The 20,036-nt window shown below is 67.0% G+C and carries 27 protein-coding genes; 23 read left to right on the top strand and 4 right to left on the bottom strand.

Annotation, left to right across the window (positions count from 1 at the left end; genetic code table 11):
• Window positions 1-133 precede the first annotated feature (133 nt).
• Both treY and ACYVKA_RS02405 read right to left on the bottom strand, forming a co-directional pair.
• A complete protein-coding gene (gene treY / locus ACYVKA_RS02410; RefSeq protein WP_460702668.1) occupies window positions 134-2,413 on the bottom strand; it encodes a malto-oligosyltrehalose synthase in 2,280 nt (759 codons plus the stop codon).
• A gap of 27 nt (window positions 2,414-2,440) precedes the next feature.
• Window positions 2,441-4,135 (bottom strand): glutamine--tRNA ligase/YqeY domain fusion protein, encoded by a 1,695-nt coding sequence (locus ACYVKA_RS02405; RefSeq protein ID WP_394274829.1) that lies wholly within the window; start codon window positions 4,133-4,135, stop codon window positions 2,441-2,443.
• A gap of 199 nt (window positions 4,136-4,334) precedes the next feature.
• Between ACYVKA_RS02405 and gltX the strand changes: the two genes are divergently transcribed.
• The gene (gltX, locus tag ACYVKA_RS02400) at window positions 4,335-5,744 is read left to right on the top strand and encodes a glutamate--tRNA ligase (RefSeq protein ID WP_460702724.1); all 1,410 of its coding nucleotides are present in this window, start codon (window positions 4,335-4,337) and stop codon (window positions 5,742-5,744) included.
• A 22-nt stretch (window positions 5,745-5,766) separates the two neighbouring features.
• Here gltX and ACYVKA_RS02395 read toward each other — a convergent pair whose 3' ends face one another.
• A complete protein-coding gene (locus ACYVKA_RS02395; protein ID WP_394274828.1) occupies window positions 5,767-6,420 on the bottom strand; it encodes a 3'-5' exonuclease in 654 nt (217 codons plus the stop codon).
• Between the two features lie 10 nt (window positions 6,421-6,430).
• Entirely contained in the window at window positions 6,431-8,290 is a 1,860-nt protein-coding gene (locus ACYVKA_RS02390; protein WP_460702666.1) for a DUF294 nucleotidyltransferase-like domain-containing protein, read from the bottom strand.
• Window positions 8,291-8,701: 411 nt separating this feature from the next.
• Here ACYVKA_RS02390 and rpsJ point away from each other — a divergent pair, with 411 nt between their 5' ends.
• The 22 genes from rpsJ (at window position 8,702) to ACYVKA_RS02280 (ending at window position 20,028) form a co-directional block, all read left to right on the top strand.
• Entirely contained in the window at window positions 8,702-9,013 is a 312-nt protein-coding gene (rpsJ, locus tag ACYVKA_RS02385) for a 30S ribosomal protein S10 (protein WP_130866077.1), read from the top strand.
• An 11-nt stretch (window positions 9,014-9,024) separates the two neighbouring features.
• Window positions 9,025-9,687: a 50S ribosomal protein L3 gene (gene rplC, locus ACYVKA_RS02380; RefSeq protein WP_394277677.1), complete on the top strand. Its 663-nt coding sequence runs from the start codon at window positions 9,025-9,027 to the stop codon at window positions 9,685-9,687.
• Window positions 9,684-10,382, top strand: coding sequence for a 50S ribosomal protein L4 (gene rplD, locus ACYVKA_RS02375; RefSeq protein ID WP_394277678.1), 699 nt, complete (start codon window positions 9,684-9,686; stop codon window positions 10,380-10,382). The genes rplC and rplD overlap by 4 nt, the downstream gene beginning before the upstream one ends.
• The gene (gene rplW / locus ACYVKA_RS02370; protein ID WP_394277679.1) at window positions 10,379-10,690 is read left to right on the top strand and encodes a 50S ribosomal protein L23; all 312 of its coding nucleotides are present in this window, start codon (window positions 10,379-10,381) and stop codon (window positions 10,688-10,690) included. Before rplD ends, rplW begins: the two co-directional genes overlap by 4 nt.
• A gap of 35 nt (window positions 10,691-10,725) precedes the next feature.
• Complete coding sequence (gene rplB, locus ACYVKA_RS02365; RefSeq protein ID WP_394277680.1) at window positions 10,726-11,562, top strand: 50S ribosomal protein L2; 837 nt, start codon at window positions 10,726-10,728, stop codon at window positions 11,560-11,562.
• A gap of 18 nt (window positions 11,563-11,580) precedes the next feature.
• Entirely contained in the window at window positions 11,581-11,862 is a 282-nt protein-coding gene (gene rpsS / locus ACYVKA_RS02360) for a 30S ribosomal protein S19 (RefSeq protein WP_460702664.1), read from the top strand.
• A 28-nt stretch (window positions 11,863-11,890) separates the two neighbouring features.
• A complete protein-coding gene (rplV, locus tag ACYVKA_RS02355) occupies window positions 11,891-12,313 on the top strand; it encodes a 50S ribosomal protein L22 (protein WP_460702662.1) in 423 nt (140 codons plus the stop codon).
• A 2-nt stretch (window positions 12,314-12,315) separates the two neighbouring features.
• A complete protein-coding gene (gene rpsC, locus ACYVKA_RS02350) occupies window positions 12,316-13,134 on the top strand; it encodes a 30S ribosomal protein S3 (RefSeq protein WP_394277683.1) in 819 nt (272 codons plus the stop codon).
• Window positions 13,135-13,136: 2 nt separating this feature from the next.
• On the top strand, window positions 13,137-13,556 hold the full coding sequence (gene rplP / locus ACYVKA_RS02345; RefSeq protein WP_394277684.1) for a 50S ribosomal protein L16: 420 nt from the start codon (window positions 13,137-13,139) through the stop codon (window positions 13,554-13,556).
• Complete coding sequence (rpmC, locus tag ACYVKA_RS02340; protein ID WP_394277685.1) at window positions 13,556-13,789, top strand: 50S ribosomal protein L29; 234 nt, start codon at window positions 13,556-13,558, stop codon at window positions 13,787-13,789. Before rplP ends, rpmC begins: the two co-directional genes overlap by 1 nt.
• 1 nt (window position 13,790) lies before the next feature.
• Window positions 13,791-14,075, top strand: coding sequence for a 30S ribosomal protein S17 (gene rpsQ / locus ACYVKA_RS02335; protein ID WP_394277686.1), 285 nt, complete (start codon window positions 13,791-13,793; stop codon window positions 14,073-14,075).
• A 318-nt stretch (window positions 14,076-14,393) separates the two neighbouring features.
• The gene (rplN, locus tag ACYVKA_RS02330; RefSeq protein WP_394277687.1) at window positions 14,394-14,762 is read left to right on the top strand and encodes a 50S ribosomal protein L14; all 369 of its coding nucleotides are present in this window, start codon (window positions 14,394-14,396) and stop codon (window positions 14,760-14,762) included.
• A 1-nt stretch (window position 14,763) separates the two neighbouring features.
• A complete protein-coding gene (gene rplX, locus ACYVKA_RS02325; RefSeq protein ID WP_394277688.1) occupies window positions 14,764-15,135 on the top strand; it encodes a 50S ribosomal protein L24 in 372 nt (123 codons plus the stop codon).
• On the top strand, window positions 15,135-15,764 hold the full coding sequence (rplE, locus tag ACYVKA_RS02320) for a 50S ribosomal protein L5 (protein ID WP_394277689.1): 630 nt from the start codon (window positions 15,135-15,137) through the stop codon (window positions 15,762-15,764). Before rplX ends, rplE begins: the two co-directional genes overlap by 1 nt.
• An 11-nt stretch (window positions 15,765-15,775) precedes the next feature.
• On the top strand, window positions 15,776-15,961 hold the full coding sequence (locus ACYVKA_RS02315; protein WP_394277690.1) for a type Z 30S ribosomal protein S14: 186 nt from the start codon (window positions 15,776-15,778) through the stop codon (window positions 15,959-15,961).
• A 185-nt stretch (window positions 15,962-16,146) separates the two neighbouring features.
• Window positions 16,147-16,554 carry a 30S ribosomal protein S8 gene (rpsH, locus tag ACYVKA_RS02310; protein WP_394277691.1) on the top strand — a complete coding sequence of 136 codons (408 nt, stop codon included), beginning with the start codon at window positions 16,147-16,149 and terminating at the stop codon, window positions 16,552-16,554.
• 27 nt (window positions 16,555-16,581) lie between these two features.
• Window positions 16,582-17,124, top strand: coding sequence for a 50S ribosomal protein L6 (rplF, locus tag ACYVKA_RS02305; protein WP_394277692.1), 543 nt, complete (start codon window positions 16,582-16,584; stop codon window positions 17,122-17,124).
• 2 nt (window positions 17,125-17,126) lie between these two features.
• Complete coding sequence (gene rplR / locus ACYVKA_RS02300; protein WP_460702660.1) at window positions 17,127-17,510, top strand: 50S ribosomal protein L18; 384 nt, start codon at window positions 17,127-17,129, stop codon at window positions 17,508-17,510.
• Window positions 17,511-17,533: 23 nt separating this feature from the next.
• The gene (gene rpsE, locus ACYVKA_RS02295) at window positions 17,534-18,145 is read left to right on the top strand and encodes a 30S ribosomal protein S5 (protein ID WP_460702658.1); all 612 of its coding nucleotides are present in this window, start codon (window positions 17,534-17,536) and stop codon (window positions 18,143-18,145) included.
• On the top strand, window positions 18,145-18,327 hold the full coding sequence (gene rpmD, locus ACYVKA_RS02290) for a 50S ribosomal protein L30 (RefSeq protein WP_394277695.1): 183 nt from the start codon (window positions 18,145-18,147) through the stop codon (window positions 18,325-18,327). The genes rpsE and rpmD overlap by 1 nt, the downstream gene beginning before the upstream one ends.
• Before the next feature lies 1 nt (window position 18,328).
• Complete coding sequence (gene rplO / locus ACYVKA_RS02285) at window positions 18,329-18,769, top strand: 50S ribosomal protein L15 (RefSeq protein ID WP_394277696.1); 441 nt, start codon at window positions 18,329-18,331, stop codon at window positions 18,767-18,769.
• A gap of 275 nt (window positions 18,770-19,044) precedes the next feature.
• Window positions 19,045-20,028: an ABC transporter permease gene (locus ACYVKA_RS02280; RefSeq protein WP_394277697.1), complete on the top strand. Its 984-nt coding sequence runs from the start codon at window positions 19,045-19,047 to the stop codon at window positions 20,026-20,028.
• Window positions 20,029-20,036: the final 8 nt, after the last annotated feature.

Below are 20,036 nucleotides of genomic sequence, written 5' to 3'. Positions count from 1 at the left end.
CCCCCACGTCCTGATGCCCGCGCGTGCCGGCGTGGGATGGGTGTGTGGGCTGTCGGTCGCACTGGTGGCAGTGCAGACGACGATGGGCGGACCCCCATGGGGGGTCCGCCCATCGTCATGCAGGAGCAGGGTCTCAGTCCTGGCCATCCTCGCGCACCAACAGTGCGACGGGGGAGTGGGCCAGCAGGTCGGCCACGCGGACGACACCTTCGTGCGTGCGCGCGTCCAGCTGGTCGATCCAGCGACCGTCGAGGTTGATTGTGGTCTCGCCCCAGCCACCGTCGCGCTCGAGACCCACGGGGAGCCTGGTGGCGAAGGTCGCCACGCCGGAACGCTCGAAGGCCACCAGGTGGTCGGCGGCGGCTCCGGAGGCGACCAGGGGACGGTAGCCCTCGAAGAGCTCCGGACGCTCGCGGCGAAGCCGCAGGACGGTGCGCACCACGCGCAGCTTGTAGGCCGGGTCGGTCCAGTCGCTGGTCTGGGCGCTCATCAGTGCCGCGATCTCGTCGTGGTGCACGGCGCGGCGGTTGTCCGGGTCCACCAGCGAGTCGTCCCAGATCTCGGTGCCCTGGTAGACGTCGGGGATGCCGGGCATGGTCAGCTGCACGAGTTTTTGCGTGAGGCTGTTGGAATGCCCCGGGCGGGCGATCCTGGCCTGCAGCGCGTGCCAGGCCTCGGACAGCTCGGTGTCGTCGTAGGCCAGCTCGATCGCCCGGTGGACCGAGTCCTCGAAGTCCTGGTCGGGATTCATCCAGCTGGTCGCGAGCCCTGCCTCGCGCATCGCCTTGGTGGCGTAGTCGTGAATGCGTCGGGGCTCCACCGGGCCGATGCCGGCCAGCGTCTGGGCCAGCAGATGGGCGAAGGTCGGCTCGGCAATGTCGGTCCTGGCGGCGAAGATGTCGGCGAAGCGGGTCCAGTCCTGCTCGATCTCGCTGAGCACCGACAACCGGGCGCGCACGTCCTCGCCGCGCTTGGTGTCGTGGGTCGACAGCGAGGTCATGGAGTGGGGCAGTCGCTGTTCACGTCGCTGCATCGCCTGGTGGAAGCCATCCAGGGTGCAGCCGAAACTCGACGGGTGGCCGCCCACCTCGTTCAGGGCGACGAAGCGGTTGGCCCGGTACCAGGCGGTGTCCTCGACGCCCTTGGCCATCACGGCCCCGGTGAACTGCTGGAAGCGCCAGGCAGCCTCGCGGCCCGTGTTGCGCAGCTGGGGCTCCAGGTGGGCCAGCACGGGCTCCAGCTCCGGCATGTCGGAACGGGTCGCGGCCAGCGCATCCAGCAGGGCACGCTCGTCGTCCGGCAGGTAGCTGCGGTAGACGGCCATCCGGGCGGAGACCTGGTGCAAGCCCTGGGCGAGCTCTTCGTCGGAGAAGTCACCATGGTCGAGCAGGGAGAGCAGGCGACGGGTCTCGGCCCCGAACATCTCGGTGGCCATCCACTGCTTGCCCTGCAGGATGTGCTGCTCGACGGTGAGCTCGTCGCCGGTGCGGCGCTGGTAGTCGCTGGTGAAGGCGTCCTCTGCGGCCGGATCGACGAGCAGGAGACCGACCTCGGTCATGGCGTCGTAGCCGCTGGTGCCAGAGACCTTCCAGTCCGGGAGCTCCTCGCCGTGCTCGAGGATCTTCTCTGCGACGATCCAAGCCTCCGGGGCCAGCGCCGCCAGCTGGTCGAAGTAGCCCTTGGGGTCGCGCAGGCCGTCGGGATGGTCCACGCGGATCCCGTCGAGCTGACCATCGGCCACCATCTGGGCGACGCGGGAATGCGTGGCCTCGAAGACCTCGGGGTCCTCCATCCGCACACCGGCCAGCGTGGCCACCGCGAAGAAACGGCGGTAGGTGAGCAGGTCATTGCCCAGGGCTCCGGGGACCAGGCGGTAGTGCTGGCGGTCGTGCACCTCGCGCGGGCTGTCACCCGGCTGGGCGGTGCCCTCGGCCACCGGGAAGCGGTGCTCGTAGAAGGAGAGCTCCCGCAGGTCGTCCGACAGGCTCAGTCCGTCCAGGTCCTCCCACGCGCCCAGGACGGGGACGCTGATCGGTCCGGCCGACCAGTCGACGTCGAACCAGCGGGCGTAGGGGGAGTCCTCGCCCTCGGCCAGGACACTCCACCAGGCGGGGTTCTCCCAGGCCTTGGCGATGCCCAGGTGGTTGGGGACGATGTCCAGCACGATGCCCAAGCCCTTGGCGCGGGCCGCCTCCACCAGCTGGCGCCAGCCCCCCTCACCGCCGCGCTGCCGATCCAGCGAGGTGGGGTCGGTCACGTCATAGCCGTGCTGCGACCCGGTGGTGGAGGTGAGCAGAGGAGACAGGTACAGGGCACCGACGCCGAGCTCGTCGAGCTGGTCGACGAGCCCTGCGGCGTCGGTGAGGGTGAAGTCGGGAGTGATCTGCAGCCGATAGGTGGAGGTGGGTCGCATGGGCCCGAGCCTAGCGGCAGTTGCTCGTCAGCCCTTCTTCTTCTGCAGGCTGGCCCACTCGTCGCGCAGGCCCACGGTGCGGTGGAAGAGCATGGACTGGTCGGGGTCGCAGGCGAAGTATCCGGTGCGCTCGAACTGGACGACCTCGCCCGGCTCGGCCTCGGCCAGGATCGGCTCTGCCTTGCAGCCGGTGAGCACCTCCCGCGAGGCGGGGTTGAGGTCGTCGAGCGGTTCCCCGGTGGCTGCGCCCGGGTTGGGGGCGGTGAACAGGCGCTCGTAGAGCACGGCGCTGGCCTCGACGGCGTGCGGGGCCGAGACCCAGTGCATCGTGGACTTCACCTTGCGGCCGTCGGGGGCGTCGCCACCGCGCGTGGCGGGGTCATAGGTGGCCAGTACCTCGACGACGTTGCCGTCCTCGTCCTTGACCACGTCGTGGGCCTTGACGAAGTAGGCGCCGCGCAGGCGCACCTCACGGTCGATCGTGAGGCGGAAGTACTTGGGCGGGGGGACCTCGGCGAAGTCCTCCTGCTCGATGTAGAGGCTGCCCGAGAAGGGCACCTTGCGTAGCCCGTCCTCGGGGCACTCGGGATTGTTGGTCACCTCGAACCAGTCCACCACCGGCTCGCCCTGCTCGTCAGTGGGCCAGTTGGTGATGGTGAGCTTCAGCGGGCGCAGCACCACCATGCGGCGCTGGGCGGTCTGGTTGAGCTCGCGGCGCACGAAGGACTCGAACTCCTCGATGGCCTTGACCGAGTTGTTGCGGGTGGTGCCGATTGCGGTCATGAAGGCGCGGATGGCGCCGGCGGGGTAGCCACGCCGGCGCATTCCCCGCAGCGTCGGCATCCGGGCGTCGTCCCAGCCGTCCACCACTGCGTCGGTGACGAGCTTCTTCAGTCGGCGCTTGGAGGTGATGACGTGGGTGAGCTCCAGGCGGGCGAACTCGATCTGGCGCGGCTTGTCCTTGGGCAGCGGCAGGTGCTCCAGGAACCAGTCGTAGAGCGGGCGGTGGGAGTCGAACTCCAGGCTGCACAGCGAGTGCGTGACACCCTCGATGGCATCGGACTGGCCGTGGGCCCAGTCATAGGTGGGGTAGATGCACCAGGTGGTGCCGGTGTTGTGGTGCTCGGCGTGGCGGATGCGGTACATGACCGGATCACGCAGCCACATGTTCTCCGAGGCCATGTCGATCTTGGCGCGCAGGCAGCGCGAGCCGTCGGGGAACTCGCCGTCCTTCATCCTGCGCAGCAGGTCGAGGCTCTCGGCAGCCGGGCGATCGCGGAAGGGCGAGTTGGTGCCGGGGACCCCGAAGCCGCCCTTCTGTGCACTGATCGTCTCGCCGTCCTGGTCGTCGACATAGGCCAGTCCCTGCTCGACCAGGTACTCGGCCCAGCTGTAGAGCTGGTCGAAGTAGTCCGAGGCGTGCACCGTGATGCCGGGTTCATATCCCAGCCAGGCGATGTCCTCCTTGATGGAGTCGACGAACTCGCCCTCCTCGGTGCCCGGGTTGGTGTCGTCCAGGCGCAGGTTGCACACGCCACCGAACTCCTCGGCCACCGAGAAGTTCTGCACGATCGCCTTGGCATGGCCGATGTGCAGGAAGCCATTGGGCTCCGGGGGGAAGCGGGTCTGGACCCGTTCGCCATAGGTTCCCTGCTCGTTGTCACGACGCACGGCATCGCGGATGAAGTCATTGCTGGCGGGCACGGGAGCAGGCGCGGTCATGGCGACGAAACTAGCATGGGCAGCGCGCCCGTGGCGGTGCGTGGGTGGCCGTGCGGCCAGCCCCGGACGATAGGCTCGGGGCATCATGTCTGAACTGCGCTCCAGCGGCACCGCCGCCCCCCAGAATCCTGCCGAGAAGCCCGCCCGTCTGCGCGTGGCGCCCTCACCGACCGGGGATCCCCACGTCGGCACCGCCTACATGGCCCTGTTCGACAAGACCTGGGCCGTGCGCACCGGGGGCTCCTTCGTGCTGCGCATCGAGGACACCGACCAGGCGCGTCTGGTGGAGGGCTCCGAGGAGCAGATCTACCAGACGCTGGCCTGGCTCGGCCTGGCCCCCGACGAGGGCCCGCAGCAGGGAGGCGAGCGCGGCCCCTACCGTCAGTCGGAGCGCCTGGAGACCTACAAGCCCTTTGTCGACCAGCTGATCGCCGACGGCCACGCCTACCAGTGCTGGTGCAGCCCCGAGCGTCTCAAGCAGATGCGCGAGCAGCAGCAGGCCGAGAAGCGCGAGGTGATCGGCTATGACCGCCTGTGCCTGGGCCTGACCCAGGAGGAGCGGGCCAAGCTGCCCGGCTACCAGGAGACCCCGGTGGTGCGCATGCTGGTGCCCGACGACGTGGAACTCACCTTCGACGACCTGGTGGCCGGACCGACCAGGGCGCCTCGCCCCGACGACCAGGTCATCCTCAAGACCGACGGCTTCCCCACCTACCACCTTGCCGTGGTGGTCGACGACCACCTGATGGGCATCACCCACGTGGTGCGTGGGCAGGAGTGGATCAGCTCCACCCCGAAGCACCTGCTGCTGTACAAGTGGCTCGGTCTCGAGGCTCCGCGCTTCGCCCACATGCCCCTGCTGCGCAACACGGACAAGTCCAAGATCAGCAAGCGCAAGAACCCTGCTGCGCGCCTGACCTGGTTCCGGGAGCAGGGCTACCTGCCCGAGGCCCTGCTGAACTTCCTGATGCTGCTGGGCTACCCGCCGGTCCATGAGGCGGCGGAGGGCGTCAAGGACGTCGAGGTGCAGACCTTCGACGAGTTCGTGGCCGCCTTCGACTGGCACAAGGTCAACGCGTCCGGCCCGATCTTCGACCTCGACAAACTGAACTGGCTCAACGGTGCGTGGATCCGCAGGATGGACGCCGAGGAGCTGGCTGGGCGCATCGAGCAGTTCTGGGCCGAGCAGGAGCTGCCCGCGCTCGACGAGGCCGGCCGTCGCCTGCTCGTGGGTGCCACGCCGCTGATCCAGGAGCGGCTGGTGCTGCTCTCGGAGGCCCGTGCGAAGCTCGCCTTCCTCTTCGCCGAGGACCGCGACATCAAGGCTCCGGTCGAGGTCATCGGCAAGCTCCGTGAGGACGCCGCCGAGGTGCTGGACGCGTCCATCGCCGCCCTGGAGGGCCTGGAGGCCTTCGAGTCCGACGCCATCCAGGCCGTCCTGCGCGCCCGGCTGGTCGACGAGATGGGCATCAAGCCCAAGTTCGCCTTCGCCCCGGTGCGCGTCGGGATCACCGGCTCGAATGTCTCGCCGCCGCTGTTCGAGTCCATGGAGCTGCTGGGCCGTGACTCCTCACTGGCCAGGCTCAGGGCCTTTCGCGAGAGCCTCTGAGCAGTCGGGTGGCAGCGCCCCCTCAGCGTAGTTTCTTGAGCGGTGTCTGCCACCCCAGCTGGGCGACCTGGGCGAGGTAGAGCTCGGCGCAGGCCAGCGCGTCGGTGAGGGCGTCGTGGGCCCGGTAGCGGGGCAGGCCGAACTGGTCGCGCGCAGCGTGCAGCCGCAGGGCCCCCTGGGCCGGCTCGTCGTCGAAGCCTTGGCACAACAGCCGGTACTGCAGTTGCAGGGTGTCGACGCTCACGAACTCAGGGGCGGCGCCCCAGGTGCGCCGGCAGGCTGCAGCCAGGAAGCCGCTCTCGATACCGGCGTGGTGGGCCAGCATCACGCGGCCCTGCAGGGCCCGCAGCAACAGCGTCAGGGCCACCTCCAGGGAGCGGCCGTCGGCCAGCTGGTCATCGGTCAGGTGGTGGAAGGTCGCGCTTTGGCCAACCGCCACCTCCGGGCGCACCAAGACCTGTCCGGCGCCTCCAAGGATGATGCTGTCCCCGTCGACGGGGACGAAGCCGATGCTGAGCAGGTGGTCCTTCGCCGGGTCCAGGCCGGTGGTCTCGATGTCGACGGCCAGCAACCGGAGCGTGGCCGCGGTCTGCTGGGGCGGGTCCGGCGCGTGGGCGGCGAACTCGGCCAGCGGCCCTGCTGGCGGCCGGGCGGGTGAGCGGCGGAACAGTCCCATGCCAGGCTCCTCAGCGCATCAGGTGGGTCTGGTGGCCGTACTCGAGGGCCTGCTGGGCATCCTGTACGGCGGAGAAGACGTCCTTGAGGTGGCGACGCTCCGAGGGGCTCAGCTCCTCGACGGTGACGATGTTGTCCGTCGGATGGCCGGCCTCCACCTGGCGTGCCTGGTGCACCAGGCGGACGTGGCTGAGGAAGCGGAAGGCATCGGCCAGCTCCTGCAGGCTGTCCATCCCCATCCGCTGGCAGGCCTCGAGTCGCTCCAGAGTGCCAACTGCCTCGACCCGGCGCGACAGGGCATGGACGCGCGCGGTCTCGATGATGGCATGAAGACCCTCGGCCTTGACGTCGAAGTGGTCGCGCTCGCCACGCGCCGCCAGCACCAGGCCCCGGAAGAAGCCCGTCGGGGGGCGGCGCCCCACCGCCTGGGCGGCCAGGTGCCCGAGGAAGCGGGGGGACTGGGAGGCCTCTGACAGGGCGCGGCGCCGTACCGTCTCGAACAGTTCCGCAGGCCCGACCACGGTGCGGGCATCGAAGGAGATCTGGCTGTTGAGGACATTGTCCGGATCGGGCTGGCCGGTCCACTGCTCGAACTGGCGCAGCCATCCCTCCTGGTCCAGCCTCCACCGGGGGTTGGTGGCCATCACGTCACCGGGACACAGTGGCTGTCCGCACCGTTCGAGGCCCTGCGTGACCCAGGTGGCCATCTGATCGAACCAGTCCCGGGCCCCGGGCAGGTCCAGGACCCCATCGGCCACGACGATCGCCGTGTCCTGGTCGGAGTGGACGCTGATCTCGCGCCGCCCTTGGGATCCCAGCGCCAGCCACGCCCACGGCCCCGGCTCCGGACCCAGGCGCGCCCGGCCCAGGTCCACCAGTCGTCGGGTGACGGCATCGGCGACCGAGGTGAGCAGACGGTGGACATCCTCGGCGGAGGCGCCCTGGTCGAGCAACTGACCGGCGAGCTGCTGGCTGCGGACACTGGTGCGCGAGAGCCCCTCCACGTCGTCCTGCTTCATGATCCTGGTGACCAGGAAGACGGGGTTGGTCTGTTGCAGTCGCACCAGGTCGCCCGCGGTCACCATGCGCACGGCCCGGCTTCCGTCGACCACCGGCAGGTGGTGGATGCCGTGGGCCGTCATGGTCACCAGGGCATCGACGGCGGTCGTGCCGGGCTCCACCTGGACGGGGGAGCGGGTCATCACCTGCGAGACCGGAGCACTGGTGTCGAGCCCGGAGGCGACCACCTTGGAGCGGATGTCCCGGTCGGTGAGGATGCCCGCCATCTGGCCTCCTTGGGTCACCAGCAGCGCGGAGATGCGCCGTTCGGTCATCAGCTGCGCGGCCGAGCGGATGTTGGCCTCCGCATCGATGCTGACGGGATCGGGGGTGCCCACCTGCTCGACGCGCAGGCGCAGCCAGCTCGTCGCACCCTCGCCGTCGGTCGACTGGCTCTCCACCGCCCGGCTCAAACGACGGGCCGACTGTTGGTCGAAGAAGTCGCGGAAGCTGTCGACATGGTCCACCAGGTGCCGGAAGACCGGGGCGTCCATCACCAGCACGAGGCTGTCCTCGATGGTGGTGATGTCGAAGCGCGAGGGCCCCTGTGAGGACAGCGACGAACTCCCGAAGCTGGCCCCGGGCTCGCAGCGCTCGACCAGCTCGCCGTCGGCATCGCGCACGTCCACGGCACCGGAGCGCAGGATGTAGAGGTGGTTGTTGGCCACCCCCACCTGCAGCAGGGGAGTGCCGCGGCGGTGGTAGCGCACCTGGAGCCTGCCCGAGAGCTGGGAGAGCAGCTCGGGCGGGAGGTCCCCAAAGGGGTGGTGTTCGGCGAGGAAGTCCCTGACCTCCGCAACTTCGACGTCCATGTCGGCTCCTTGCCCGTCGTCTCTGGGGGCTGGCCGCCAAGCCTGCCACTCCCAGGGCAGGGGCGGAAGGGACTTGGTGGCCAATTTGTGTTCGATGGTGTGGACATGCCAGAATCGTCAAGTTGCTCCGATGGAGATGGCGCGTCACATGAGGTGCGTCCTGATCCTGGGCAGTCGCCGTGTGATCGGAACTGAAGTGGGCACCAACAACGGAAAAGAGCGTTTGTAGGTGCCACACAGTTGCGACACGCCCGACCGCGGGGGTCGGGGATCGAGGGAAATGCATGGCCGTGGAGGCCACTTCCCGAAGGTCAAGACCTCCCATCGAGCAGAGGGGAGGACCCATCCGGGTCCTCCGACGCGAAAGCCGGAATCCTCCGGACCAAGCTTGGACGAGTAGAAGGAACAACTGTGGCGGGACAAAAGATCCGCATCAGGCTCCGTGCCTATGACCATGAGGTCATCGACTCGTCGGCGCGCAAGATCGTCGACACGGTGACCCGTACGGGTGCCAAGGTTGCCGGCCCGGTGCCGCTTCCGACCGAGAAGAACGTGTTCTGTGTGATCCGTTCGCCCCACAAGGACAAGGACAGCCGCGAGCACTTCGAGATGCGCACCCACAAGCGGCTCATCGACATCCTCGATCCCACCCCGAAGACGGTCGACTCGCTGATGCGACTCGACCTGCCGGCCGGTGTGGACATCGAGATCAAGCTCCCGTGAGGTCTGAGAACATGACTGCAACCGAACGCAAGGTGAAGGGTCTGCTGGGCACCAAGCTCGGCATGACCCAGCTGTGGGACGAGAACAACCGCGTCGTCCCCGTGACCGTGATCCAGGCCGGCCCCTGTGTCGTCACCCAGGTGCGCACCCCCGAGGTCGACGGCTACAACGCCGTCCAGCTCGGCTTTGGCGCCATCAAGACCAAGAAGGTCACCAAGCCCGTGGGCGGCCACTTCGAGAAGGCTGGCGTGAACCCGCGCAAGCACCTCGTCGAGCTGCGCACCTCCGATGCCTCGGAGTACACCCTGGGCCAGGAGATCACCGCCGAGACCTTCGCCTCCGCCGACGTCGTCGACGTCACCGGCGTGAGCAAGGGCAAGGGCACCGCCGGTGTCATGAAGCGCCACGGCTTCAAGGGTCTGCGCGCCACCCACGGTGTGCACCGCAAGCACCGCTCGCCGGGCTCCATCGGTGGCTGCTCGACCCCCGGTCGCGTCTTCAAGGGAATGCGCATGGCCGGTCGCATGGGTGTCGACAAGGTCACCGTCCAGAACCTGACCATCCACGCTGTCGACGCCGAGCGCGGCCTCATCCTGGTCCGCGGCGCGATCCCGGGCAACAAGGGTTCGCTGGTCGTCGTTCGCAGCGCTGCCAAGAAGGGTGATGTCGCATGAGCGAGTCGCTGAAGGTCGACGTCCTCGGCGTCGACGGCAACAAGGCCGGCACCGTCGATCTCCCCGCGGAGATCTTCGACGTGCAGACCAACATCCCGCTGATCCACCAGGTCGTCGTGGCCCAGCAGGCCGCGGCCCGCCAGGGCACGCACGCCACCAAGACCCGCGGCCAGGTCCGCGGCGGTGGCATCAAGCCCTGGCGCCAGAAGGGCACCGGTCGTGCCCGTCACGGCTCGCGTCGTTCGCCCATCTGGGTCGGCGGTGGCACCGTTCACGGTCCCCAGCCCCACGGCTACAGCCAGCGCACCCCCAAGAAGATGATCGCCGCCGCGATCAAGGGTGCCCTGTCCGATCGCGCTCGTGACGGCAAGGTCTTCGTCCTGGACCAGATCGTGTCCAGTGAGACCCCCAACACCAAGGCTGCCCTCAAGACCCTCTCGGCCGTCGGTGACGTCAGCAAGCTGCTGGTGGTCCTCGATCGCACCGACGAGGTCACCTGGATGAGCCTGCGCAATGTCGCCACCGTGCATGTCATCGCCGTTGACCAGCTCAACGCCTATGACGTCCTGGTCAACGACGGCGTGGTCTTCACCAAGGCCGCCCTGGACACCTACACCGCTGGTCCCGCCAAGGGCAAGAGCGTCAAGGCCGTGGCCACCGAGTCCGAGGCCGCTGCAGAGGAGACCCAGAAGTGACCGAATCTGTGAAGATCCGCGACCACCGCGACATCCTGCTCGCGCCGGTCGTGAGCGAGAAGAGCTATGGGCTGCTCGACGAGAACAAGTACACCTTCCTCGTCGCCCCGCACGCGAACAAGACCGAGATCAAGATCGCCGTCGAGGCCATCTTCAACGTCAAGGTCACCGGTGTGAACACCATCAACCGCCCCGGCAAGACGCGCCGCACCCGCTTCGGCATGGGCAAGCGTCCTGACACCAAGCGCGCGATCGTGTCCGTGGCCGAAGGCCAGCGCATCGACATCTTTGGAGGTCCGGTCGCCTGACCGGACGGACGCTGAGACAAGGAAACTGAGACCTCATGGGTATCCGTAAGTACAAGCCGACTACGCCGGGCCGTCGCGGCTCGAGCGTGGCCGACTTCGTCGAACTGACTCGTTCCACGCCGGAGAAGTCGCTGCTGGCCCCCAAGTCGAAGACCGGTGGCCGCAACAACTCTGGCCGTATCACCACCCGTCACATCGGTGGTGGCCACAAGCAGGCCTACCGCATCATCGACTTCAAGCGCTACGACAAGGACGGCGTGCCGGCCAGGGTCGCTCACATCGAGTACGACCCCAACCGCACCGCCCGCATCGCGCTGCTGCACTACGCCGATGGTGAGAAGCGCTACATCATCGCTCCCCAGGGCCTGGCCCAGGGTGCGACGGTCAGCGCCGGTGAAGGTGCCGACATCAAGCCCGGCAACAACCTGGCCCTCAAGAACATCCCGGTCGGCACCACCGTGCACGCCGTGGAGATGCGTCCCGGTGGCGGCGCGAAGCTCGGCCGTAGCGCCGGCGCGTCGATCCAGCTGGTCGCTCGCGAGGGCAAGCACGCCACGCTGCGCATGCCTTCGGGCGAGATGCGCATGGTGGACGTGCGCTGCCGCGCCACCGTTGGAGCCGTCGGCAATGCCGAGCAGTCCAACATCAACTGGGGCAAGGCTGGCCGCAGCCGCTGGAAGGGCGTCCGCCCGACCGTGCGTGGTGTGGTCATGAACCCGATCGACCACCCGCACGGTGGTGGCGAGGGCCGTACCTCGGGTGGTCGTCACCCGGTGTCGCCCTGGGGCAAGCCTGAGGGTCGCACCCGCGACAAGAACAAGGCGAGCAGCCGCCTCATCATCCGTCGCCGCAAGTCCGGCAAGAAGCGCTGATTGGGAGCCTGAGAAAACATGCCTCGTAGTTTGAAGAAGGGTCCCTTCGTCGACGAGCACCTGGCCAAGAAGGTCGATGCCCAGAACGAAAAGGGAACCAAGAACGTCATCAAGACCTGGTCGCGCCGATCCATGATCGTGCCCGACATGCTGGGTCACACCATCGCCGTGCACGACGGCCGCAAGCATGTCCCGGTCTTCGTGACCGAGGCCATGATCGGCCACAAGCTGGGCGAGTTCGCTCCCACGCGTACCTTCAAGGGTCACGTGAAGGACGACAAGAAGGCGCGCCGCCGCTGAGCGGGCGAGACAAGGAACAGATCAAGCAATGAGCAACAACGAAAGCCGGCCCAGCCGTCGCGCTGCCCTGCTCGGGGATCGTCCTGGCTCGTACGCCATCGCGCGTCACGTCCGGATGAGCCCGATGAAGGTGCGTCGCGTCGTCGACCTCGTGCGTGGAATGGGCGTCAACGATGCCCTGGTCACGCTGAAGTTCGCCCCGCAGGCCGCATCCGATCCCGTCTACAAGGTGCTGGCCTCGGCCGTCGCCAACGCGGAGAACACCGAGAACCTGCGTGCCGACGACCTGTTCGTCTCGCAGATCTTCGTCGACGAGGGCGTGACCATGCGTCGCATCCGTCCCCGCGCGAAGGGCTCCGCGAGCCGCATCCTCAAGCGCGCCAGCCACATCACCGTGGTTGTCGAGCCCAAGACCAACAAGACCGCCACTGAGAGCAAGAAGGGAGCCTGAGCATGGGCCAGAAGATCAACCCGCATGGCTTCCGCCTCGGCATCACCACCGACCACAAGACCCGCTGGTACGCCGAGAAGCAGTACGCGGCCTTCGTTGGTGAAGACGTCAAGATCCGCCAGTACCTGCTCAAGAACCTCGAGCGTGCCGGCATCTCCTCGATCGAGATCGAGCGTCGTTCCGAGCGCGTGACCATCTTCCTGTACGCCGCTCGTCCGGGCATCGTCATCGGCCGCAATGGCGCCGAGGCGGAGCGCATCCGCGGTGCACTGGAGAAGCTCACCGGCAAGCAGATCCAGCTGAACATCCTCGAGGTCAAGAACCCCGAGATCGATGCCCAGCTGGTTGCCCAGGGTGTGGCCGAGCAGCTCGGCGCCCGCGTGGCCTTCCGCCGCGCGATGCGCAAGGCTCAGCAGACTGCGATGCGTTCGGGTGCCCAGGGCATCCGCATCAAGTGCTCCGGCCGTCTGGGCGGAGCCGAGATGAGCCGCTCCGAGGGCTACCGCGAAGGCCGTGTGCCTCTGCACACCCTGCGTGCCGACATCGACTACGGCTTCTACGAGGCCCGGACCACCTACGGCCGCATCGGCGTGAAGGTCTGGATCTACAAGGGCGACGTCACCGGCACCCGCGCCGAGCGCGCTGCCCAGAAGGCCGCCCGCGCCGCCGCCCCCGGTGGCCGCCAGCGTCCCGGCCGTGGCCGTGGCCGTGGCGACCGTCCGGAGCGCGGTGGACGCCGTCGTGCCGACCAGGCGCGCAATGACAATCCCGCCGAGGCCCAGCAGAGCCAGGCACCGGCGGCCGAGAACGCAGGAGCCTGAGCATGCTGATTCCTCGTCGTGTGAAGTACCGCAAGCAGCACCACCCCAAGCGTGACGGCATGGCCAAGGGTGGCACCAAGCTCGCCTTCGGTGAGTACGGCATCCAGGCCCTGGAGAGCTCCTACCTGACCAACCGTCAGATCGAGGCTGCTCGTATCGCCATGACCCGTCACATCAAGCGTGGTGGCAAGGTGTGGATCAACGTCTACCCCGACCGCCCGCTGACCAAGCACCCTGCCGAGTCCCGAATGGGCTCCGGCAAGGGTTCGCCCGAGTTCTGGGTCGCCAACATCAAGCCCGGCCGTGTGCTCTTCGAGCTCTCCGGTGTTGATGAGGAGACCGCTCGCGAGGCCATGCGCCTGGCGATCCACAAGCTGCCCTTCAAGGCTCGCTTCATCAAGCGCGAAGCAGGTGAAATCTGATGGCAAAGACCACTGCCACCGCCGCCGAACTGCGCGGCCTCAGCCGTGACGACCTGAATGCCAAGGTCCTCGAGCTGAAGGAAGAGCTGTTCACGCTGCGCTTCCAGGCCGCCACCGGCCAGCTGGAGTCCCATGGACGTCTGCGTGAGGTTCGCAAGGACATCGCCCGCATCTACACCGTGCTCCAGGAGCGCAACCTGGGCATCGTCGACGACCCTGAGAAGAAGGCCTGACATGAGCGAGAACACCACTGTCGAGACCGAGGGCCGTACCTCGAGCCGCAAGGTTCGCGAGGGTCTGGTCGTGTCGGACAAGATGGACAAGACGATCGTCGTGTCCGTCGAGGACCGCGTGAAGCACCCCCTCTACGGCAAGGTCATGACCAAGACCGTGCGCCTCAAGGCCCACGACGAGACCAACGACGCCGGCACCGGTGACCGGGTCCGCATCATGGAGACCCGTCCCACCTCCGCCACCAAGCGTTGGCGCCTGATCGAGGTCATCGAACGCGCCAAGTGATCGATGTTGCCTCTGCAACACGCTGACGAGGGGCCCGTCCACCAGGACGGGCCCCTCGTCATGTCGGCGGATGGGGGAGCGCACCACCCTCGATTGGTGCTCAAGTCCCGTCTGGTTTAGACTTGAGAAGTTGGCTTGGAGACTGTCGTGCCCAAATTTCCCTCGGGGATTCGGGTCCTCGATCTCTCGGCCCAGGGCCTGGGGCCCATTGCCTGCGGGCTTCGGCCCGGGGTTGTCCACCCCTCCTGGCAAAATCCAGGGGGACCAGATCAAGCTTCATCAGGCCCTCACGGGAACCGGTGAAGCGAAGGAGAATCAATGATCCAGCAGGAGTCGCGGCTCAAGGTCGCCGACAACACTGGTGCCAAGGAACTCTTGTGCATCCGTGTTCTCGGTGGCTCGAAGCGCCGCTACGCCGGTCTCGGCGACACCATCGTGTGCACCGTCAAGGATGCCATCCCCGGCGGCAACGTGAAGAAGGGTGACGTCGTCAAGGCCGTCATCGTTCGCACCGTCAAGGAAGCCCGTCGCGTCGACGGTTCCTACATCAAGTTCGACGAGAACGCGGCCGTGATCCTGAAGAACGACGGGGAGCCCCGCGGCACCCGCATCTTCGGCCCGGTTGCCCGTGAGCTGCGCGACAAGAAGTACATGCGCATCGTCTCGCTCGCCCCGGAGGTGATCTGACATGAAGTCGCTCCACGTCAAGAAGGGTGACCGCGTCAAGGTCATCGCTGGCAAGGACAAGGGCACCATCGGCGAGGTCATCGCCGTCGATGTCGAACGCGAGCGCGTGACCGTCGAGGGCGTCAACATCGCCAAGCGTCACCTGCGCGACCAGGCCAATGCGGCCGGCCAGCAGACCAAGGGCGGCATCATCGCGTCCGAGGCCCCCATCCACGTCTCCAACGTCCAGCTGGTCATCGGTACCGGCAAGGACGCCCAGGTGACCCGCGTCGGCTACAAGCGCGTCGAGGTCTCCAAGCGTCGTCCCGACGGCTCGGAGTACACGACCACCCGCAGCGTCCGCATCGCTCGCAAGACGGGGGAGGAGATCTGATGAGCACCGAGACCACCACCACCCGTGAGCTGCCTCGCCTGAAGCAGAAGTACCGCGAGGAGATCCGCCCCGCGCTGCAGGACGAGTTCGGCTTCGCCAACCCGATGCTGATTCCCGGCCTCACCAAGATCGTGGTGAACATGGGTGTCGGCGACGCCGCCAATGACTCCAAGGTCATGGACGGCGCCATCCGCGACCTGACCGCCATCACCGGCCAGAAGCCGCAGGTGACCAAGGCCCGCAAGTCGATCGCCCAGTTCAAGCTGCGTGAGGGCCAGCCCATCGGCTGCCACGTCACGCTGCGTGGCGACCGGATGTGGGAGTTCGCCGACCGTCTGCTGACGCTGGCCCTGCCGCGAATCCGCGACTTCCGCGGCCTCAACGGCAACCAGTTCGACGGTCTGGGCAACTACACCTTCGGCCTCAACGAGCAGGTCATGTTCCTGGAGATCGACCAGGACAAGATCGACCGCGTTCGTGGCATGGACATCACCTTCGTGACGACCGCCTCGAACAATGAGCAGGGCAAGGCGCTGCTCAAGCACCTCGGCTTCCCCTTCAAGGAGGTCGACGACCCCAAGGCCAAGAAGGTGCGTCGCGGTCCGGCGTACTACAAGAAGAAGAAGTGAGGCGCTGAACCATGGCCAAGACAGCCCTGAAGGTCAAGCAGGCTCGTACCCCCAAGTTCGGCGTCCGCGCCTACACCCGCTGCCAGAAGTGCGGTCGACCGAAGTCGGTCTACCGCAAGTTCGGTCTGTGCCGCGTGTGCCTGCGCGAGATGGCCCACGCCGGCCAGCTGCCCGGCGTGACCAAGTCATCCTGGTGACGCTGAACCGCTGAACCCGGCGCCGACGGTGGGTTTCGACCCACCGTCGGCGCACACCGCGCATGGCCTCGCCGAGGCACAGTGCGCACCAGATCTTCCCGGCCGCCGGTCGGGACAAAGCGCGAAAGGTCATGTCTGGGTGTACCCGGGCATGAAACCGTCGCGAGAAAGAAGTGCAAACAGCCATGACAATGACTGATCCGATCGCAGACATGCTCACGCGTCTGCGCAATGCCAACCAGGCATTCCACGACGAGACCTCGATGCCGAGCTCGAAGATCAAGGTGGGTATCGCCGAGATCCTCAAGGCCCAGGGTTACATCAGTGACTTCGAGGTCGTCGAGCCCGGTGAGGGCGAGGTCGGCAAGACCCTCAAGATCACCCTGAAGTTCAGCGAGGACCGCAAGCGCGCCATCGCTGGGCTCCGTCGCATCAGCAAGCCCGGCCTGCGCGTCTACGCCAAGTCGACTGCGTTGCCCAAGGTTCTGGGTGGGATGGGCATCGCCATCATCTCCACCTCGCAGGGTCTGCTGACCGACGGCGAAGCACATGCCAAGTCCGTGGGCGGCGAAGTCCTCGCCTACGTCTGGTGACCCGGCGAGACTGATAAGGAGAATTTGATGTCACGTATTGGCAAGCTCCCGATCACCGTCCCGTCCGGTGTCGAGGTGAAGCTGGATGGCCAGAACGTCGAGGTGAAGGGTCCCAAGGGAACCCTGAGCCACGTCGTCCCCGAGCCGATCAAGATCACGAAGAATGACGAGGGCCTCCTGGAGGTCGCTCGCCCCAATGACGAGCGTGAGAGCCGCTCGCTGCACGGCCTGACCCGCACCCTGGTGAACAACATGGTCATCGGTGTCACCGAGGGCTACGAGAAGAAGCTCGAGATCGTTGGCGTCGGCTACCGCGTCATCTCCAAGGGTCCCAAGCAGCTGGAGTTCGCGCTCGGCTTCTCGCACCCCGTCATCGTCGATGCCCCCGAGGGCATCACCTTTGCCGTCGAGAAGCCCACCGCCTTCAGCGTGCAGGGCATCGACAAGCAGGTGGTCGGCGAGGTCGCGGCCAACATCCGCAAGCTCCGCAAGCCCGAGCCGTACAAGGGCAAGGGCGTGCGTTACGCCGGCGAGCAGGTTCGCCGCAAGGTCGGAAAGGCTGGTAAGTGACCATGGCTATCTCTCTGGCAGTCCGCAAGGGACTGGCTCCGAAGACTGCGTCGCGTCTGCGTCGCCAGGCTCGTGGCCGCAAGAAGATCGCAGGTTCGGCCGAGCGTCCGCGCCTGGTCGTCACCCGTTCTGCGCGCCACATCGGCGTGCAGGTGATCGACGACGTGAAGGGCCACACGCTGGCCCAGGCCTCCAGCATGGAGGCTGCCGTCCGCGGTGCGGAGGGCGACAAGTCGGCCAAGGCCAAGAAGGTCGGCGAGCTGATCGCCGAGCGTTCCAAGGCTGCAGGCATCGACCAGGTGGTCTTCGACCGCGCCGGCAACAAGTACCACGGCCGCATCGCTGCGCTGGCTGACGCCGCGCGCGAGGCTGGCCTCGGGTTCTGATCACGACTGAAAGGCAAAAGACGATGAGTGAAACTCAGCGCCGCGGTGGCGGTGCAGGAGGCGGCGAGCGTCGGGGTCGTGAGGACCGTCGAGGCAACAACCGCCAGCAGGAGGTCAAGTCCGAGTACCTGGAGCGCGTGGTTGCGATCAACCGTGTCGCCAAGGTGGTCCAGGGTGGCCGTCGCTTCAGCTTCACCGCACTGGTTGTGGTGGGCGACGGCGAGGGCACCGTGGGCGTCGGCTACGGCAAGGCCAAGGAGGTGCCCGCGGCGATCGCCAAGGGTGTCGAGGAGGCCAAGAAGCACTTCTTCAAGGTGCCGCTGGTCCAGCGCACGATCCCGCACTCCGTGCAGGGCGAGAAGGCTGCCGGTGTCGTGATGCTGCGTCCGGCTTCGCCCGGTACCGGTGTCATCGCCGGTGGCTCGGTCCGCGCCGTGCTGGAGTGCGCTGGCGTGCACGACATCCTGGCCAAGTCCCTGGGCTCGCCCAATGCCATCAATGTGGTCCACGCCACGGTCGAGGCACTGCAGAGCCTGGAGGAGCCCGAGCAGATCGCGAAGCGTCGCGGCATGTCCGTCGAGGACGTGGCCCCCGCCGCCCTGCTCAAGGCCCGCAAGGAAGGGGCGTCCAACTGATGGCTCGTCTCAAGGTGACCCAGCTGAAGTCTGGCATCGGCAGCAAGCAGAACCACAAGGAGACCCTGCGCACGCTGGGTCTCAAGAGGATCGGCGACGTTGTGGTGAAGGAAGACCGCCCCGAGATTCGTGGCATGGTCAAGTCCGTTCAGCACCTCGTGGCCGTGGAAGAGGTGGAGTGACATGGCGTTGAAGGTTCATCACCTGCGTCCTGCCCCCGGCGCGAAGACCGCCAAGACCCGTGTTGGCCGCGGTGAGGGCTCGAAGGGCAAGACCGCTGGCCGCGGTACCAAGGGCACCGGTGCACGCAAGAACGTGCCCGAGTCCTTCGAGGGTGGCCAGATGCCGATGCACATGCGTCTGCCGAAGGTCAAGGGCTTCAAGAACCCCTTCCGCACCGAGTACCAGGTCGTCAACGTCGGCACCATCGGCGAGCTCTTCCCCGAGGGTGGAGCCGTCACGGTGGCCGACCTCGTGGCCAAGGGCGCTGTCCGCAGCGGCCGTCTGGTCAAGGTCCTGGGCAGCGGCGACCTGCAGGTTGCCGTCCAGGTGAGCGCTGACGCGTTCACCGGCTCGGCCAAGGAGAAGATCGAGAAGGCGGGCGGTTCGGTCACCGAGCTGTGACCCTCGCCGTCTGACGCAGCGGGGCAGCACCTTCGGGTGCTGCCCCGTTCTGCATGCCCGGTTGCGCAGCTCATGCCGGTGGGGCAGTGGTGGGACGTGAAGGTTCCACGGGATCAATCCTTGTGAGGGGCTCCTGCGGCAAAGGTCATTCTTCGGTCACAACTGGGTCACCGTTGCCCCAATTCCTTGACTGGTGCTCGAAGCGGGAGGCAATGTTGCCGACGCGACGAGGGTCCATGCCGGTGGGCCACGTGCACCTCACAGAAAGGACGTCCGTGCTCCGCTTCCTGCTTCGGCGTCTTGCCAACTACGCGGTGCTGCTGTTCATCGCAGTCTCGTTGGCCTACCTGATGGCGTCGGTCACGATGGACCCACGCAATGCCTTCGACTGGTCGAATCCCGACCTGAACCGTGATGCGGTCAACGCCACGCTCACGAGTTACAACATCAACCCGGACACCTCGCCGCTGCTGCGCTACAGCCGCTGGCTGAAGGAGGTCTTCGGCCACTGGAACTGGGGCTACACGCCCAAGGGTGAGGCGGTCAACGAACTGATGTCCACGAAGGTGTGGGTCTCGGTGCGCCTGGTGAGCATCGGCACCCTGCTGGGCATGGTGGTCGGCGTCAGCCTGGGCGCCTGGACTGCGGTGCGCCAGTACTCCTTCGCCGACCGCGGCTTCTCGCTGCTGGCCCTGCTGCTGATCTCCACGCCCACCGTCGTGCTGGCCGTGACGCTGCAGATGATCGCCACCTGGATCAACACGGCCGCGGGCTACCCGGTCTTCGAGTTCATCGGCGAGACCGGCCAGTCCGCTCCCGGCTTCTTCCCGCGCCTGCTCGACCGCCTGCAGCACCTGCTGCTGCCGACGCTCTCGCTCTCCCTGATGCAGATGGCCAGCTACTCCCGCTACCAGCGCAACCTGATGCTGGACACGCTGGGTGCCGACTATGTGCGTACCGCTCGAGCCAAGGGCCTGCGCAAGGGCAAGGCCATCCGCCGTCACGCCTTGCGCAATGCCATCATTCCGATGGCCACGCAGCTGGCCTTCAGCGTCGCCCTGGTCTTCACCGGCGCGGCCATGACGGAGAAGATCTACGGCTGGCACGGCATGGGTGCCTACTCGGTGGAGGCCATCGGCGCCCAGGACATCAACGGTTCGGTTGCCGTGGCTGCCTTCTCGGGCGTGTGCGTGCTCACCGGCGCCGTGCTGTCCGACATCCTCATCGCCGCCATCGACCCGCGCGTGCGCACGAACTAGGAGCTCCG

The sequence above is a fragment of the Luteococcus sediminum genome (assembly GCF_054783495.1).
Note: the sequence above shows the minus strand (reverse complement) of the source record. Positions and strands in the feature narration are given on the sequence as shown.